This window comes from Haloarcula hispanica ATCC 33960 (assembly GCF_000223905.1).
Classification (GTDB): domain Archaea; phylum Halobacteriota; class Halobacteria; order Halobacteriales; family Haloarculaceae; genus Haloarcula; species Haloarcula hispanica.
Window position 1 is genome coordinate 843,566 of sequence record NC_015948.1, and the last position, 14,312, is coordinate 857,877.

General features: G+C 65.4%; 17 protein-coding genes. 8 read left to right on the plus strand and 9 right to left on the minus strand.

Translation table 11 applies throughout. The annotated features are described in order from the left end of the window. Window positions 1-2: 2 nt before the first annotated feature. Together HAH_RS04365 and HAH_RS04370 are read right to left on the minus strand one after the other, a co-directional pair. A complete protein-coding gene (locus tag HAH_RS04365) occupies window positions 3-1,127 on the minus strand; it encodes a thiamine ABC transporter substrate-binding protein (protein WP_014039816.1) in 1,125 nt (374 codons plus the stop codon). A gap of 63 nt (window positions 1,128-1,190) precedes the next feature. Then, entirely contained in the window at window positions 1,191-1,580 is a 390-nt protein-coding gene (locus HAH_RS04370) for a hypothetical protein (protein WP_014039817.1), read from the minus strand. Between the two features lie 94 nt (window positions 1,581-1,674). On the opposite strand from HAH_RS04370, the gene HAH_RS04375 reads away from it, so the two are divergent. The 5 genes from HAH_RS04375 to HAH_RS04395 all read left to right on the plus strand — a co-directional run bounded on the left by HAH_RS04375 (window position 1,675) and on the right by HAH_RS04395 (window position 6,379). Beyond that, complete coding sequence (locus HAH_RS04375) at window positions 1,675-2,331, plus strand: sugar phosphate isomerase/epimerase family protein (RefSeq protein WP_023843166.1); 657 nt, start codon at window positions 1,675-1,677, stop codon at window positions 2,329-2,331. 120 nt (window positions 2,332-2,451) lie between these two features. Then, complete coding sequence (gene pdhA / locus HAH_RS04380) at window positions 2,452-3,564, plus strand: pyruvate dehydrogenase (acetyl-transferring) E1 component subunit alpha (protein WP_014039819.1); 1,113 nt, start codon at window positions 2,452-2,454, stop codon at window positions 3,562-3,564. Window positions 3,565-3,624: 60 nt separating this feature from the next. Further along, the gene (locus tag HAH_RS04385) at window positions 3,625-4,329 is read left to right on the plus strand and encodes a hypothetical protein (RefSeq protein ID WP_014039820.1); all 705 of its coding nucleotides are present in this window, start codon (window positions 3,625-3,627) and stop codon (window positions 4,327-4,329) included. A gap of 173 nt (window positions 4,330-4,502) precedes the next feature. Then, window positions 4,503-5,828: a divalent metal cation transporter gene (locus tag HAH_RS04390; RefSeq protein ID WP_014039821.1), complete on the plus strand. Its 1,326-nt coding sequence runs from the start codon at window positions 4,503-4,505 to the stop codon at window positions 5,826-5,828. Next, window positions 5,825-6,379 (plus strand): hypothetical protein, encoded by a 555-nt coding sequence (locus HAH_RS04395; RefSeq protein WP_014039822.1) that lies wholly within the window; start codon window positions 5,825-5,827, stop codon window positions 6,377-6,379. Before HAH_RS04390 ends, HAH_RS04395 begins: the two co-directional genes overlap by 4 nt. 38 nt (window positions 6,380-6,417) lie before the next feature. Here HAH_RS04395 and HAH_RS04400 read toward each other — a convergent pair whose 3' ends face one another. The 3 genes from HAH_RS04400 to HAH_RS04405 form a co-directional block, all read right to left on the minus strand. Next, on the minus strand, window positions 6,418-6,666 hold the full coding sequence (locus HAH_RS04400; RefSeq protein ID WP_014039823.1) for a DUF7861 family protein: 249 nt from the start codon (window positions 6,664-6,666) through the stop codon (window positions 6,418-6,420). A gap of 20 nt (window positions 6,667-6,686) precedes the next feature. Further along, a complete protein-coding gene (locus HAH_RS19870; protein ID WP_008310249.1) occupies window positions 6,687-6,842 on the minus strand; it encodes a hypothetical protein in 156 nt (51 codons plus the stop codon). An 80-nt stretch (window positions 6,843-6,922) separates the two neighbouring features. Further along, window positions 6,923-8,839, minus strand: a complete 1,917-nt coding sequence (locus HAH_RS04405) for a beta-CASP ribonuclease aCPSF1 (protein ID WP_014039824.1) — start codon at window positions 8,837-8,839, stop codon at window positions 6,923-6,925. Between the two features lie 268 nt (window positions 8,840-9,107). Between HAH_RS04405 and HAH_RS04410 the strand changes: the two genes are divergently transcribed. Beyond that, a complete protein-coding gene (locus tag HAH_RS04410; protein WP_014039825.1) occupies window positions 9,108-9,590 on the plus strand; it encodes a hypothetical protein in 483 nt (160 codons plus the stop codon). A gap of 41 nt (window positions 9,591-9,631) precedes the next feature. On the opposite strand, the gene HAH_RS04415 is transcribed toward HAH_RS04410, so the two are convergent. Continuing rightward, on the minus strand, window positions 9,632-10,690 hold the full coding sequence (locus HAH_RS04415; protein WP_014039826.1) for a DUF7350 domain-containing protein: 1,059 nt from the start codon (window positions 10,688-10,690) through the stop codon (window positions 9,632-9,634). Between the two features lie 110 nt (window positions 10,691-10,800). Here HAH_RS04415 and HAH_RS04420 point away from each other — a divergent pair, with 110 nt between their 5' ends. Beyond that, window positions 10,801-11,283 carry a hypothetical protein gene (locus tag HAH_RS04420; RefSeq protein WP_023843168.1) on the plus strand — a complete coding sequence of 161 codons (483 nt, stop codon included), beginning with the start codon at window positions 10,801-10,803 and terminating at the stop codon, window positions 11,281-11,283. A 13-nt stretch (window positions 11,284-11,296) separates the two neighbouring features. On the opposite strand, the gene HAH_RS04425 is transcribed toward HAH_RS04420, so the two are convergent. The 3 genes from HAH_RS04425 to HAH_RS04435 form a co-directional block, all read right to left on the minus strand. Next, entirely contained in the window at window positions 11,297-12,562 is a 1,266-nt protein-coding gene (locus HAH_RS04425; protein WP_014039828.1) for a DUF7405 family protein, read from the minus strand. 78 nt (window positions 12,563-12,640) lie between these two features. Continuing rightward, window positions 12,641-13,144, minus strand: coding sequence for a winged helix-turn-helix transcriptional regulator (locus HAH_RS04430; protein WP_014039829.1), 504 nt, complete (start codon window positions 13,142-13,144; stop codon window positions 12,641-12,643). After that, entirely contained in the window at window positions 13,141-13,476 is a 336-nt protein-coding gene (locus tag HAH_RS04435) for a DUF7471 family protein (RefSeq protein WP_014039830.1), read from the minus strand. Before HAH_RS04435 ends, HAH_RS04430 begins: the two co-directional genes overlap by 4 nt. Before the next feature lie 81 nt (window positions 13,477-13,557). Here HAH_RS04435 and HAH_RS04440 point away from each other — a divergent pair, with 81 nt between their 5' ends. Then, window positions 13,558-14,280 carry a hypothetical protein gene (locus HAH_RS04440; protein WP_014039831.1) on the plus strand — a complete coding sequence of 241 codons (723 nt, stop codon included), beginning with the start codon at window positions 13,558-13,560 and terminating at the stop codon, window positions 14,278-14,280. Window positions 14,281-14,312 lie beyond the last annotated feature (32 nt).

A 14,312-nucleotide genomic window follows, 5' to 3' on the forward strand; every position in this document is an offset into this window, starting at 1 on the left:
CGTTAGTTCGAGGCGAACTGCCGTTCCCAGTCGGAGATCCAGCCCGAGACGGAGCCCTTGAGTTCGTCGTAGCCGAACGTGACCGGCTCCGGGGGCTCCTGAGCCAGTTCGGCGTAGTCCTCGGGGAGGTCGGCGGATTCGGTTGCCGGGAACTGGACGTTCCGGACGGCGATTTCGCCCTGAATCTCCGGGCGCAGCAGGAAGCTCATGAACTCCCGGGCGAGGTCGGGCGTATCCGCTCCATCGAAGACCGCCATCCCTTCCGGGTTGGCGTAGCCCTGGTCGTTCAGGAAGCGGATCTGGTGTTCTTCCAGATTGGCGTCGTTCTGGTCCGCGAACACCTGGTCGGTGGAGTAGGAGACCACCATCGGGGCTTCGCCGCCCGACCAGGCGCTGTAAGCGTCACTCCACGAACCGAGTACCCGAACGTCGTTCTCTTGCAGGTCGCTCCAGTAGTCCAGATAGCCGTCCGGGCCGAACTGCTTGACCGTGTGCAGCAGGAACGCCCGGCCGGTAGCCGAACTGGACGGATTCTGCGTGATGAGGTCGCCGGCGTGTTCCTCCGCAAGCAGGCCGTCGAAGGTCTCCGGTGCTGTGGTCTCCGTGCCGTCGAACACCAGGCTGATGTAGCCGGTGTCGTAGGGGATTGCCCGGCCGTCGGGGTCGAACTGCAGCCCCGGTTTGATGTCGTCCTGGCCGGCCACGTCGCCGACCCCGGCGAACAGCCCGTCGTCGAGGTTCTCGTCGATCCGGACGAGGTGGTCCGTGTTCAGCCCGAGGTACATGTCGGCCTCGATGTCGACGCCGGCGTTCCGGCGCTCGATGTAGTGGTTGACCTCGTTGCTCGGCGTCTGCCAGATCAGGCGGGCGTCGAACTCCTCCTCGAAGCGCTGTTTCACCCACGCGCCCGGACTCGTCGACGGCGAGTCGACGAAGGCGCTGTAGGTCCCGACGACGAGCGTTTCCTCTACATCGCCGGCGTCGCCGGTACTCGTCCCGGTCGCGGTTGACTCGTCCGTACTCGACGCCTCGGTGCTCGACTCGTCGCTACCGCCCAGCCCGGCACAGCCGGCAAACGAGACGGACACCGTCGCGCCGGCCGCTGTCAGGAAGGAACGTCTATCCATTACTCCGTGGTCACACCCAGTGGTACTTAACGCCGGTGTTCCCGAATCCTAACGCGTCACCCCTCAAAACACCGCAACAGCCGTTATCACCCCGCGGTACTGCAGGATGGTGACGGCGTTGTAAGCAACGACCGCGAGCGTCACCACGGCGAACAGGGCGAGAAACACCGTCGCGTTGTGTTCGGAGAGCAGTCGCCACCCGGCGACCAGCCACAGCATCGCCCCGAACTTCACCAGCCAGAGGCCCGCCAGCCCGAACTCCGCGAGCATCGTGCTGACGACGACGTTCCCCTCTTGCAGTCCGACCGTGAACCCAGTCATCGTCAGGAGGATGTCCCCGACTGTTGCGACGAGGATGACGGTCCAGAGTACTGCATGTGTGTGCGACAGGTGGTGTTCCCACCAGAGTGTCACCGCACTCTCGTCCGTCTCCGGGTTCGCTTTGCCGGGCATCACCGACATATTGGACGGAAACAGCATGAATACTCGGGCCAGTCGTGTCGACGAAGGGACTGTTTTATTTTCGCCGTCGTGGAATCTCCCTCCAATGAATATCGTCGGCAAGTGCCCGCCGACCACAGCCAAGCTCGACGCCGCGGCCGACCGAGGCTTCGACAGCGTGGAACTCCACCTCCGGCCGTCGGACCTCGACGACGTCGGGGCTACAGCGGCGATGGTCAAACAGTCACCCGTCTCGGCGGCGTCGGTCCACACGCTTCACGCCCGCCCGGACGATCCGGAACCGTTCCGCCGGAGCGATGCGCTTGCCGAGCGACTCGACGCCTATCTCGTTGTCCACAGCCAGTACGCCCAGCACACGCACACCGCCCTGCTGGACAGCTACGACTTCGCCGCCCCCTGCGGCTACGAGAACAACCCTGGCGCGAGCCAGTTCTCGCTGGCGAATCTACTGCTCGACCGCGGCCACGACCTGGTGCTCGATACGGCCCACCTGTTCATGTCCGAGCCAGCGTATCTGGAGTCACTCTCGGACCTCTTGAAAAGCTACGGCGACCAGATTCAGGTCGTCCACTTCACCGACGGAACGCTGTTGAACGACGGCCTCCCCTTCGGCGACGGGGAGATACCCCTCGAACGAACAGCCGAAATTTTGGCTTCGGAGTTCGACGGCAACGTCGTGCTTGAGGTCATGCCCGACGACCAAGCCGACGCCCGCCAGCGCGTGCTGGAGTGGCTCAACTAAGCGGCGATGGCGGCCGTGGTCTGGGAAAAGGTCATTGAGACTGAGGAATCCTTGTTCCGTCAGTGAATCAGGGCTCAGACACACCTTTTTGCCAGTCCGCACCGAGTGTGGTGATACGACATGGCAACCGACGTGCTCGATAGGGCGTACGACGACCAGGCGCAGGCGCTGGACGCCGATGGCGAGATCGTCGACCCGGACCTCATCCCGGACCTCTCTGACGAGAAACTGGTTTCGATGTACCGCGATATGCGCTTTGCGCGGCAGTTCGACGAGCGGATGATAAGTCTCCAGCGGCAGGGTCGGCTCGGCACCTACTCCTCGCTGGCGGGCCAGGAAGGGTCTCAGGTCGGGTCGACGTACGCGCTGGCCGACGAGGACACAATCTTCTATCAGTACCGGGAACACGGCGCGCTCGTCGCCCGCGGGCTCCCCTGGGAGTACGTCCTCTACTGGATGGGCCACGAAGCGGGCAACGCCGCTCTCGGCGACGTGAACGTGTTCCCGCTGAACATCTCCATCGGTGCACACCTGCCCCACGCCGTCGGGTGGTCGTGGGCGGCAAAGCGAAAGGGCGACGAGCGCGCCGGTATCGTCCACTTCGGCGACGGGGCCACCAGCGAAGGGGACTTCCACGAGGCGATGAACTTCGCCGGCGTGTTCGAGACACCAACGGTGTTCTTCTGTAACAACAACCAGTGGGCTATCTCCGTCCCGCGGGAGCGCCAGACCGCCAGCCAGACGCTGGCGCAGAAGGCCGACGCCTACGGCTTCGACGGCGTGCAGGTCGACGGGATGGACCCGCTGGCGACCTACACCGTCACCGAGGCCGCACGGGAGCGGGCCGTGGGAGCCGACGGACAGGAGCGGGGACCCGTTTTCATCGAAGCCGTCCAGTACCGCTTCGGCGCACATACGACCGCCGACGACCCGGACGTGTACCGGGACGACGCGGAGGTCGAGCAGTGGCGCGAACGCGACCCGCTGGACCGCATGGAGCAGTTCCTCAGGAACTGCAATCTGCTGGACGACGAGAAGATCGACGTGATGGACGACACCATCGACGAGCAACTCGGCGAGATTATCGACAACGCGGAGGCTCACGCCGCTGAACCGACGGATCTCTTTACCGACGTGTACGCCGAGTCCACGCAGAACATCGACGAGCAGCAGGAGTACTTCGAGGCGCTCCGCGAACGCCACGGCGACGACGCCTTGCTGGAGTCAGAGTAGCCGACCGAGCCTGTTATTGCCGTCCCGTCGCTTCCGTCTACTGTGACAGAGTGGCCACCGGTGGACCCTGCCGACGCAACGGCCGTTGCACAGCAGCGTGACGAACTGGTCGCGGCGGTCCGGGACCACGCCGGACAGGTCGCCTACCAGCTCGCCCGGCTGGAAGGCGGCGACTACGGGCAGGCGGACATCGAGACCGACCGCGGCGAGTGGACCGTCAAGTACGAGGGCGGCGATCTGGAGTATCTGCGGTTCTCGCCGTCGCGCGGCTCGGACACGTACGTCATCTCGACCAAACAGCCACCCGAGCCGGAGCCGCTGGCCGCCGCACTCGCCGACTACGACGCCTTCGTCGAGGGGTTCAACGACTACGTCGCGTCGCTCGACGGCGTGCTCGACGACGTATCGACCGAGTTCCCGGAAATTGCCACCACCGACGGCGTCGTGGCCGAGCGCGACCGTGTCCTCGGCCGCATCCGCGAGATTTGCGACCAGATTGCCCGGGAACTCCAGCGCTACGAGGGCGGCGACTACGGGACCTTCACCGACCGAATCGGCGGCACGCGCTGGGAACTCAAATGGGACACCGACGGCGCGTCGTACCTCCGGGTCGGCGGGAGCAACGGGCTCTATCTCCTCTCGCAGTACGAACCGCCGTCGGCCGCCGACATCCGGGAGTACGCCCCCCAGTTCGCGGATTTCGTCGACGCCTACAACGACCACGTCGACGAACTGGAATCGGACCTCGGAACCGTTGAACTCTGAGTCGGAGCGGTCTGTCCTGCTCTCGGTAGCGTTCCGCTCGGTGAGCGTGTGGTGTGTCAATTCGGCCAGCGCTGTCATTTTCGCATAATCGCTTTACTGAAGTCGAATTACCGTAGAATACCACCGAACAATATGTCGGCAGGGTTTTCAGGGGGCCTCACCCAAGCCGGGGTATGAGTTCGACCGAAACCGTCGACAGTTCGGCTGTTAGCAAGGGAACACTCGGTGAATACGCCGAAGCGATGGGGCCGTCCTGGATCGCGGGTGCAATCGCCGCCGGCCCGGCGACGATTGCCAGCCTCGTCACCGCTGGCGGTGCGTTCGGCTACAGCCTCCTGTGGGTCGTCGTCCTCTCCGCGGGGGCGGGGGCGCTGGCCCAGTACCTCGCGATGCGGCTGGGACTGCTGACCGAACGGGGCATCGTCGCCGTCGTCGAGGAGCACCTCGGCGACGCGTGGGCGTGGCTGCTGGTCGGCGACGCGGTGCTTGCGGCCGGCGTGGCACAGCTCGTAATCATGAAGACCGTCGCCACGGTCTCGGCGACGGTGACCGGTATCGACGCGCGTATCTGGGGCGTCGCCTGGGCGCTCGTTCTGGCGGCGGGGCTGGCCGGCGGCGGCTACCGGTTCCTCGAACTGGCCGCAAAAGTCCTCGTCCTGCTGGTCGTCGTCGCGTTCGTCGCCAGCCTGTTCGTCGTGCCAATCGACGCTGGCGCGGCGGTGAACGGACTGGTCCCGTCCGTCCCGTCCGGGAGCGCGCTGGTTGCGGCCGGCATCCTCGGCGGCGCGGTCCACATCACGCTCATCACGATGCACTCCTACACGATGCGGGCCCGAGGCTGGACCCGCGAGGACTACGACCTCGCGACGGTCGACGTCGGGGCGTCGATGCTGGTGGCGTTTGGGGTCTACAGCCTCGCTATCTTCCTCGTTACGGCGAGTGTGCTCACCTCCGGCGACCTTACGACGGTCGGCGCTGCGGAGGCCCTCGGTCCATTGGTCGGCGACAGCGCTCGCTGGCTGTTCCTGCTCGGCCTCTGGGGCGCGGCCGTGTCGACGCTTGGCGGCAACACCATCGTCCCGCCGTTCCTGCTCGCCGACAAGCTCGGCTGGGGCACCACTATCGAGGATAACCGTTACCGCGGCCTGCTCGCCGCCGTTGCGCTGCTGTCTGCTCCGGGCGCGTTCATCGGCGGGAACGTGCTCGGCCAGCTCGTCCTCGTGCTTGCGCTCGGCACCGTCGGCACCCCGTTCGTCATTGCCCTTGTCCTCTACCTCCTGAACTCCGACGCGGTCCCGGAGTCGAACTCGCTGGCGGCGAACGCCGGCGGGCTGGCGCTCATCGCAGTTTCGGGCGGGCTCGCCGGGAACTTCGTCGTCGAACAGCTCGGCGGCGGCGTCGGCCCGCTCTCCGGGTTCGTGCTGGCGTTTGCCATCGTCCTCGGCCTCGCCATGGCCGGCCTCGGCGGGAAGTTCCTCCGGGAGGAACTCCTCGCGTGACCGGCGTTGGATTCCCACTCTCTGGGTCGACGCTCGTCACCGGTCCCTCCAACGCCGGCAAGACGCGGACGACCGCTGCCGCCATAGAGGCATGGCTCGACCGCGAGGGCACCGAGGGCGTTGTCGTCCTCGATTTCGCGCCCGAAATCGAACTGGACGGGACTGTATTAGGCGGCCGTCTTGATCGATTTATCAGCGTCCCGGAGTCGGTCTGGGTCGGCCGGATCGACGCCAGTGCGCCCCGCGCCGAGAGCGAGACGGCCGAGCAGGCGGTCGCACTCGCCCGGGAAAACGCCCGCCGTGCCGAGCGACAGATTGACGCGCTCCCGGAGAATCCCCGCGCGGTGTTCGTCAACGACGCGACGATTCCGTTCCAGCACGACGCCGCTGCGGTCAGCCGGCTCACCGAATACTGTAAAAAGGCGGACGTAGCCGTCCTCAACGCCTTCGACAGCGACGAACTGGGCGTCGATAATCCGGTGTTCCGGGCCGAGCGGGACGCGCTCGATAGGCTCCGGCGCTGGGCCGACCGGATCGTCGATCTGTCGTAGCGTCCCGTCGAACGGTGACCGGACGCGTCAGCGGCTGGCTACGACCCGCCGCGTTTCCGGAACCAGACGCGCTCGCCGACCGGATCTTCGTCGTCGCCGATGTCCAGCCGACTGACGAACAGGTCGCGAATGGCCATGGTAACGACGAGTTCAGTCGGCTCGCCGGACTCGTTCTCAACAGTGACGACACAGTGGCCGTCTCGCTCCGCTATCTCGGTGATTGTACCGACGGTCCATCTGTCGCGGTGGTGTGACGGTTCCTGCGCGTGAATGCGGTCGTGATTCATCGGGACTGCTGTGAGTTATCTCACCGGTTCCACTCGTAGAACCACCACGCGCCGCCGAGCACCATCAGGCCGATACCCAGCGTGGAGGTGGCCGGCTCAGGGATGATGAACAGTACGAGCCCGATGAGTACCATCCCGACCGGTTCGAGTTCGTCGAGATACTGGATGATGTCCATACGCGGTAGTTCACCCGCCTGCCGTATAGAGGTTCGTCCGGCTATCGGGGAGTGAGAACGAACCGGGAACGGCGACTGGATCAGCGGAAGCGGAACGTTTCGAGGTTCTCCGGCGCGAAGGTCCGGATGTTCTGGTCGTGGTACAGCGACGAGGAGAGGTCCTGTGTCGCCGATTCGTCGCCGTGGACACAGAGGATCTTCTCGGGTCTGGGGTTCATCGTCTTCACGAAGTTTTCCAGTCCCTGTCGGTCGGCGTGGCCGGAGAAGCCGTCGACCGTCTCGACGGTCATCTCCAGCGGGACCGTCTCGCTGCGCCCGTTGCCGCCGACGGGCGCCTCGTCTACGCCGCGCTGGATACGATTACCAAGCGTTCCCTGCGCCTGATAGTCGACGAAGGTAAGCGTCGAATCCGGGTCGGGGCCGAGCTGTTCGAGCCAGGACATGACCGGCCCGCCGGTGAGCATCCCCGAAGTAGAGAGGATGATAGCGGAATCGCCATCGGCGATCTCCTGTCGTTCCTCGTCCCCGCCGTCAATGTGGTTGAACTGATCGGCCAGGAACGGGTTCTGGTCTTCGTCGAAGATACGGTCCTGCAGACCGTCGCGGAGATACTCGGGGTAGGTCGTGTGAACGGCCGTCGCCTCCCAGATCATCCCGTCGAGGTGGACCGGCATCTCGGGGATGTCGCCGTTCCGCATCGCCTCTTCGAGGACGAGCATGAGTTCCTGTGACCGCCCGACGGCGAAGGTCGGAATGAGCACTTTCCCGTCGCGGTCGTAGGCGTTCTGGATGATCTGTTTGAGCTTTCGCTCTGAGTCTTCCTGATCGGTCTGGTAGTCGTTGCGGCCGCCGTAGGTCGACTCCAGCACGAGCGTTTCCACCCGCGGGAAGTCGTTGACCGCGCCGTCGAACAGGCGCGTGTCGTCGTAGTGGATGTCGCCGGAGAAGGCGACGTTGTACAGGCCGTCGCCGACGTGGAAGTGACACACCGACGAGCCGAGGACGTGGCCGGCGTTGTGCAGCGTCAGTTTGATGTCGGGCGCGATGTCGGTCACGTCGCCGTACTCCAGCGGGATGGTGTGTTTGATGGCTTCGCGGACCATCTCGGAGTCGTACGGCGGGGTCCGACCGTCGTCCGCGGCAGTGTCCAGATAATCCAGCGTCAGCAGGCCCATCAGGTCCCGCGTCGGCTCGGTGCAGTAGATGGGGCCGTCGTAGCCGTATTCGAACAGTAGCGGGACCAGCGCGGAGTGGTCCAGATGTGCGTGGGTCAGGACGACGGCGTCGATACCGTTGGTCCCGGCCCCGAACGCCTCCGGGATGTCCAGATACGGTTGCTCCCCGTTCGACCCGGGCTTGTTACCACAGTCGATGAGGATGCGCGTGTCCGGCGTCGAGAGGATGAACGCGGCGCGGCCGACCTCTCGGCAGCAGCCCAGTGTCGTGATACGGACGTACTCGTCGTCGGACATCGGCTCGCGGTGGATCTGCCGGCCGACGCGTTCGAGGATGTCCCGGCGGTCCTCGCGCTCCTGTTTGAGGAAGTTCCGGACGTTCTCGACCGTCGAGGACTCGATGGGGGGCGTTCGAACGACTTCGGGCGTCCAGCCGACCTCTTGCGTGATGTCACGCAGGGTCGAGCCGCGCCGGCCAATGACGACGCCGGGCTTCTGGGCCTGGACGACGACTTCGCCGGTGTCGGTGTGGAAATTCAGGTCCATGACGCCGGCCTCCTCGGGGATGAGTTCCCGAATCGCCTCCTCAGCCTCGGCTGGCGGGGCCAGTACGTCCGGGTCCGGGCGGACCGTGATTCGCTTGCGGAGTTTCGACGCGAGCCGGCGAACGAGGTCGCTGTTCGCGGCGAACTCCTTCGGGTCCCGCGTGTATATGACGAGTTCCGGTCCCTCGTACGTGACATCCGAGACGGAGATACGGCGCGGGACTTCCTCGTCGATCGTTGCCTTCACGTCTTCGAGTTGCTTGTCTACAGTGCTCATAGCTCAAAACGGGGTGTCATCCCGGTAGCGGGGCCGTCCACGGCTGGCGCGGGCCGACCTGGTGCCGCGGGATGTACGCTCTCTAATAAAGTCATCAGTTATCGGTGAGTTGCCTCCGGACGTGGAGAGATGTCCGGAAAACCGTCCTCTATTTCTCAGTATTCCCCTCGTGTTATAAAAGCCTTCGCAATACGGAGGGTAGGGGGCCGGACCGTGGTCGACGCGCTGTTGCCCAAAGGAGTAAACGCACACCGTGTGAGACGCCGCCATGCGACTGACACCGGACACAGTCCGCGACGAGTACGAATGGGTACAGGACCGTCGTAGCGACGTCGTCCCGCTGGTGAACGAAACGCGAGCCCATCTCGGGTCCCAGTTCGATGTCGACGTCGAGCCGCTCACAGACGACGCCTACACGGCCGCCATCGACGAGGTGTTCGCCGACGGCGACCGTGCGGTCAACGTCGCAGCGCTGGTTCATCTCCTTCGAGAACTGGACGTCACAGGCGATTACCCGGGCTTCGTCGTCGACGAACTGCTGGGCCGTGAGCTGGCAGCGATGATTGCCGGCGAGCAACCGCTCCGGCTGCTCGCGGAGGCCACCTTCCACGTCGCGGACGTGCGAACCCACGGGGACGACACAGCGGCCGCGGGTGCTGACGACCTCGACGCCGCACTCGCGGCCGGGGTTCAGACGCGGGTCCCGGGCTGGCCGTGGCAACAGACGGAGAGTCCGTTCGCCGTGGAGTGAGCCATGGTCCGCTCTCGCAACCGAACGACTGGTCGAGGCGGTCAGCCTCCCGAAAACGAGAACGAGGGCGTCGTCAGGAACGCCGTCTCGTACCCCTCGTGGCGGGACACCTGCGGCGGGGCGACGACGTCGACACCGACAGACGGATCCTGGGCTGTCGTCTCAATGATTGCGCCGTAGTGATACCCGATTTCGGGGTGGACCGCGGCGGTCAGCGCGTCCTCGAACACCGTCTCGCCGTCGGCCTCAACAGTCCCGTCGAGCGACATCATCGGAAGGGGAACGCGGTTGTACGGCGTCCGAGCCGAGACGGCGAGATACGACTCGCCATCGGAGAGGAACGCGGCGTCCTGTACCCACGTCACGGCGTACACGCCGTCGCTCCCTTTGTCCGTCCCGAGGACCGTTCCGGGCAGGGCCGACACTTCTGGGACCTGCGATGTCGGTACCATGTCCATGTTCATCAGGTCGACCGCCCCGCGCTCGCCCTGTGAGTCCGGGAACTCCTCGAAGGAGAGTTGGTCGCGGGTGGACTGTGCGAAGTCGAACTCGACCGTTGCCTCGCCGGCCTCGCCGAACCGACCGTCGAAGCCCCCCAGTCGGCGTTCCCCCATCCCGTTGACGCGGACGGAAAGCTGGTAGACACCGTCGCCGTCGAGCGCGTAGTTGTCGCCGTAGTGAAAGCCCATGTTCTGGGAGATCATCGGCCACGGGGACTTGTCGGCGACCGTCTCGCCGTCGCGTTCGATGGTGATCGAGAGGCCGGCAGACACCGGCAGTACCATCTCGGTCTCGGGGTCCCAGATGGTTGCCATCAGGTGGACGCTGTCCTCGCTCCGGATGTCGACCTTTTCGGCTGTCGTCCCGGTGACCGTCCAGAAGCGGTGGGGAAAGGAGTAGCTCAGCCCGACCATGTACTCACCCGCCTGTGCCATCCCGGCCATTCCCATCCCCTCGGCGTGGGTGGGGCGATACGTGGCATCGGGGCGGTTCTCGACCAGCGGGGGAGCGCGTGTCGACTGGGAACTCAGCGAACCACACCCCGCCAGAACCGTCGTGCCGGCGAAAGCGGCACTGGCGAGGAACTCTCGGCGATTCATGGACCGCCTTTGGGTCCTCATCTGAAAGACCGTTCTGGTACGATAGCCGAATGTCGTGGCGAGACCGAAACGGCACAAGACATTTGCTATCGGTCGGTGCAATCCCGGCCGTGTCCTCCAGAATCGCCCGCACTGCGGTCCTCAGCTTCGTCGTCTTGGCCGCGGGATGTTTCGGTGGACCGTCGCCGGAGTCAGCGGCCCCGTCGGAGGCAGCGACAACCGTTGCATCCCCGACAGGGACTGTCGAGTTCCATGACGGTCCAAAGGACCCGCCCGACCAGCCCGTGACGCTGAACGAGTCCTCCGCCCGCGAGTTCGTCTACGAGTACCAGTACCGGAGCGTCTACAACGGTCTGTGGCAGGGCGAACACACCGAGATGACCCTCGACTGCCGCATCGACAACGTCACCGAGCGGTCGTGGGGGTACGACGTCGTCATCACCTGTACAGGGTCGTCGACGACCGACCCGCCGGCCGGCTCGACAGCGACGGACGGTCCGATATCCGACTACTTTACCCAGTCGTATCGGTACAGCGTCAGCGCCGACGCCCTGGCTCGTGAGACAGTCGAGAACCGTGACGCGGTCTCCTGACGACATCGACCCGTCAGGCTGGGTCGGCCGGTGGGAGTGCCCGCAACGAGCGCGGGGGGAGCAGGTAGTTCCCGCGTCGCGTGACTGTCATGTACTGGAGGATACCGTTGTTCACTCGCTGACCGACGGCGGAGTCGTTAGCGACGTCCGTTCCGTTCATCGCCTGTTTCGTCGCGACGAAGTCGGCGATAGAGCGCTGCAGCGAGAGGAAGTGCAGCCCCGCTTCGCCGCCGTCGGTCGAACTGAAGTCCCGGCGGAGGATGGTCGGTGTCCCGTCTTCTCTGACGCGGGACATCTTCTGTGCGTGACCGACGACGCCCTCCCGTCGGCCGCTATCGACCACGTCCTCGGGGCACTCGCCGGCACCGTTGTCAGTACCGAGGTTCTCGCCGACGCCTTCGACCCTGTCCTCGTCAGCGTGGGCCGGACAGAACATCTTCGAGACGCGCTGGTCCCGGGAGTCCTGTTCGTACCACTGCTGGAGTTGCAGTCGGATCTTCGAGAGGTGCTGGGTCGCGCCGCCGGCGAACGGTCCCGAATCGACCGTTACGCGGTCCTCGGAGGCCTGGTTTTCCTTGAACCCGGACTTGAACCCCATGAACAGCGGGGCCTCTTCGGGGACCGGGTCGGAGTCCGGAACCCCGTCGACGTCTTGATTCTCGGCGGGGAGGCCGGCCCCGACGAACCCCGTCCGTCGCTCTGCCTCGCGCAGGACGCCCTCGAAGGTAGCGCTCATCTCGTGGTCGTTCGCAGTGTCCCGATTCCCCTTCAGTGCTTCTTCGGCCTCGATGACGGCTCGCTCGTCGTCACTGGCGAGGTGCAGGAGCGCGTCGGGCGTGTCGAGTTCCGGGTCTTCGAAGGGGGCAAGCGCCATCGGCTCTGGCAGGTCGACGCCGGCTACGTCGGCCTCGAAGCGGTCGAAGTAGGCCGGACTGTACCCGAGCGTGAACAGTAACCCCTCGTTGCTCCACTCGTAGGCCTGTTCGAGGTCGCGGAGCGCCGTATCGACCTGCTCGCGGTCGGCATCCGTCGGCGTTCCGTCGCCGGTGTAATCCAGCAGCAGGAGGACGTGGTGGCGCGACAGTCGGTGGTTCCCGGCGTCGTCGGTCGCCAGCGACGCATCCCAGGCGTGCTGGCGCTCCGGGAGCGACGAAGGGTCGTCGGTGCCCTTGGGTACCGTCCCCGACCCGCGGTCGAGACAGGCGGCCAGCGCCGCGGTGCCGCCGATGGCGACGGCGCTCTTGGCGAACTCGCGTCGGGAAATTCCGCGTTCAGTCATCACCCACCCTATGGACTGCCCGTGCAATTGGGTTGTGGTACGGGACTCGAAATCAGCCACTGTCCGCGGGTAGTCGAACTAGCCGCTCTCGAAGAGGCGGTCGAGTAACCGGGTGAAGCGGTCAGACAGGCGGTCGGGGGCCGTGGGGTCGACCGTCGCGAGCAGTTCGACCGTCTGGTCACGCCGACAGAGCGCCAGCATCACCCGTCCCCCGTCCCGACGCTTTTCGACGATGTCGTGTTCGACCAGGCCGCTGAGGTGGTGTTCGAGCGTGCTCCGAGCGATGTCGAGGTGGTCGGCCACTTCGCCGGGGCGAGCGGCTTCGCGCTCTACGAGCGTGACAAGAACGTCTCTCGCCGTTTCGCGACGGAGGAAGGCGATGGCGTGGCGCTCCCAGGGGTCGAACGACGCCGTGTAGTAGTGCGTGCGCCCGTTGATCGACTCGCTGGTGATGCGGTCGAGTCGGCCCAGATGGTACTGTACCTGTCCCGTTGCGAGGTCCAGCGCCCGGGTTAGCTCCCGGAAGTGAACTCCCGGATTGGACTCGATGTGCCGGTAAATCCGCGCTCTGGTGTCGCTCATAGCCCCTCCTCGTCGAGGCGTTTCTCGACTGTCCGGGCGTAGTACACTGCACCGAGGACGAGGACGACAAAGAGGGTATCGAGCGCGTGTTCGAGGAAATGGTGGGTCGGTCCTGAGACCAGTGCGAATCCGGACAGCAGCGCGATGAGTGGGCGGGCAAACAGCGCGGCGAGTGCGAGCACAATCAACAGATACGCACGCGTCCCGCGCTGGCGGTACGCGACCAGGGCAAGCCCACACAGGACCGCCCCGGCCACAGCGGAGAGGACGACGACGGCGGCGATGTCCCAGCTCCCGGCACCGAGATGGCCCCCAATACTGAGCGGTTTCATCAGGCGTTTACTTCGGAACCACGGTGCCTCAGTCGTTCGGTTTTGCGCGACTTTTTTATCGGACCGCTGAGACGTGGCGGTATGGACTGCATCGGCTTCATCTGCGAGCCTGAACACCCGGTGTTCGGTGCCGTCGCAGAGCGGCTCTCCGCCCGGGGGTTCGACGTCCAGTTTCTCCGCCCCGGAAACCCGGTGGCCAGAGCCGATATCGACGACCTGGCCGCACTCGTCAACACGACGCTCCGGCCCGAGTCGTTCAGCGCCCTTCGCTACGCCGACAGGGTCGGCGTCGAGACGTGGAACGGGTTCCTGCCGACGACGGCGCTGGCCTGCCGACTCGTCGCCCTCCACGGGCTGGAGCAGGTCGGCTGTCAGGTCCCGACCGTCTGGTTCGAAAAGCCGGATCACGACTACATCGCCCGGACTCGCTACGCCTGGGACGGGATACCGGCGAACAGTGACGAGGGCGATTTCTACCAGGCCCGGGTTCGGGAGGAGCCGGTGGAGTACAAGTACTTCGCCGTCAACGACGGCCGCGAAACCCATCTGCGGGCGATTCAGGTCCGGTCGGAAGTGTCCGGGCTGGACCACGTCATCAGCGAGGAGACTGTCGAGGTGACGCTCGCGGCCCGCGTCCGGGAGTTGCTGGACCGCTTTGGCGCGCGGGCACTCTGTGTCGAGTTCGTCGAGAGCAAGGAAGGGTTCTACGCGCAGGCTGTCGACCCCGCGCCGGGATTCACCGGGACGGGAATGGAACGCCGTGTCGCTGACTCTATCGCCTCGCTGACGACAATCGGTGCCTGAGTGTCGGCGCGGGGTGCGTTTGACAGCGCTGG

Excerpts from the sequence above, each read along its gene's own strand:
- HAH_RS04365 (WP_014039816.1), bottom strand. The coding sequence starts at position 1,127 with ATGGATAGACGTTCCTTCCTGACAGCGGCCGGCGCGACGGTGTCCGTC.
- HAH_RS04370 (WP_014039817.1), bottom strand. The coding sequence starts at position 1,580 with ATGCCCGGCAAAGCGAACCCGGAGACGGACGAGAGTGCGGTGACACTC.
- HAH_RS04375 (WP_023843166.1), top strand. The coding sequence starts at position 1,675 with ATGAATATCGTCGGCAAGTGCCCGCCGACCACAGCCAAGCTCGACGCC.
- pdhA (WP_014039819.1), top strand. The coding sequence starts at position 2,452 with ATGGCAACCGACGTGCTCGATAGGGCGTACGACGACCAGGCGCAGGCG.
- HAH_RS04390 (WP_014039821.1), top strand. The coding sequence starts at position 4,503 with ATGAGTTCGACCGAAACCGTCGACAGTTCGGCTGTTAGCAAGGGAACA.
- HAH_RS04400 (WP_014039823.1), bottom strand. The coding sequence starts at position 6,666 with ATGAATCACGACCGCATTCACGCGCAGGAACCGTCACACCACCGCGAC.
- HAH_RS19870 (WP_008310249.1), bottom strand. The coding sequence starts at position 6,842 with ATGGACATCATCCAGTATCTCGACGAACTCGAACCGGTCGGGATGGTA.
- HAH_RS04405 (WP_014039824.1), bottom strand. The coding sequence starts at position 8,839 with ATGAGCACTGTAGACAAGCAACTCGAAGACGTGAAGGCAACGATCGAC.
- HAH_RS04410 (WP_014039825.1), top strand. The coding sequence starts at position 9,108 with ATGCGACTGACACCGGACACAGTCCGCGACGAGTACGAATGGGTACAG.
- HAH_RS04415 (WP_014039826.1), bottom strand. The coding sequence starts at position 10,690 with ATGAATCGCCGAGAGTTCCTCGCCAGTGCCGCTTTCGCCGGCACGACG.
- HAH_RS04425 (WP_014039828.1), bottom strand. The coding sequence starts at position 12,562 with ATGACTGAACGCGGAATTTCCCGACGCGAGTTCGCCAAGAGCGCCGTC.
- HAH_RS04430 (WP_014039829.1), bottom strand. The coding sequence starts at position 13,144 with ATGAGCGACACCAGAGCGCGGATTTACCGGCACATCGAGTCCAATCCG.
- HAH_RS04435 (WP_014039830.1), bottom strand. The coding sequence starts at position 13,476 with ATGAAACCGCTCAGTATTGGGGGCCATCTCGGTGCCGGGAGCTGGGAC.
- HAH_RS04440 (WP_014039831.1), top strand. The coding sequence starts at position 13,558 with ATGGACTGCATCGGCTTCATCTGCGAGCCTGAACACCCGGTGTTCGGT.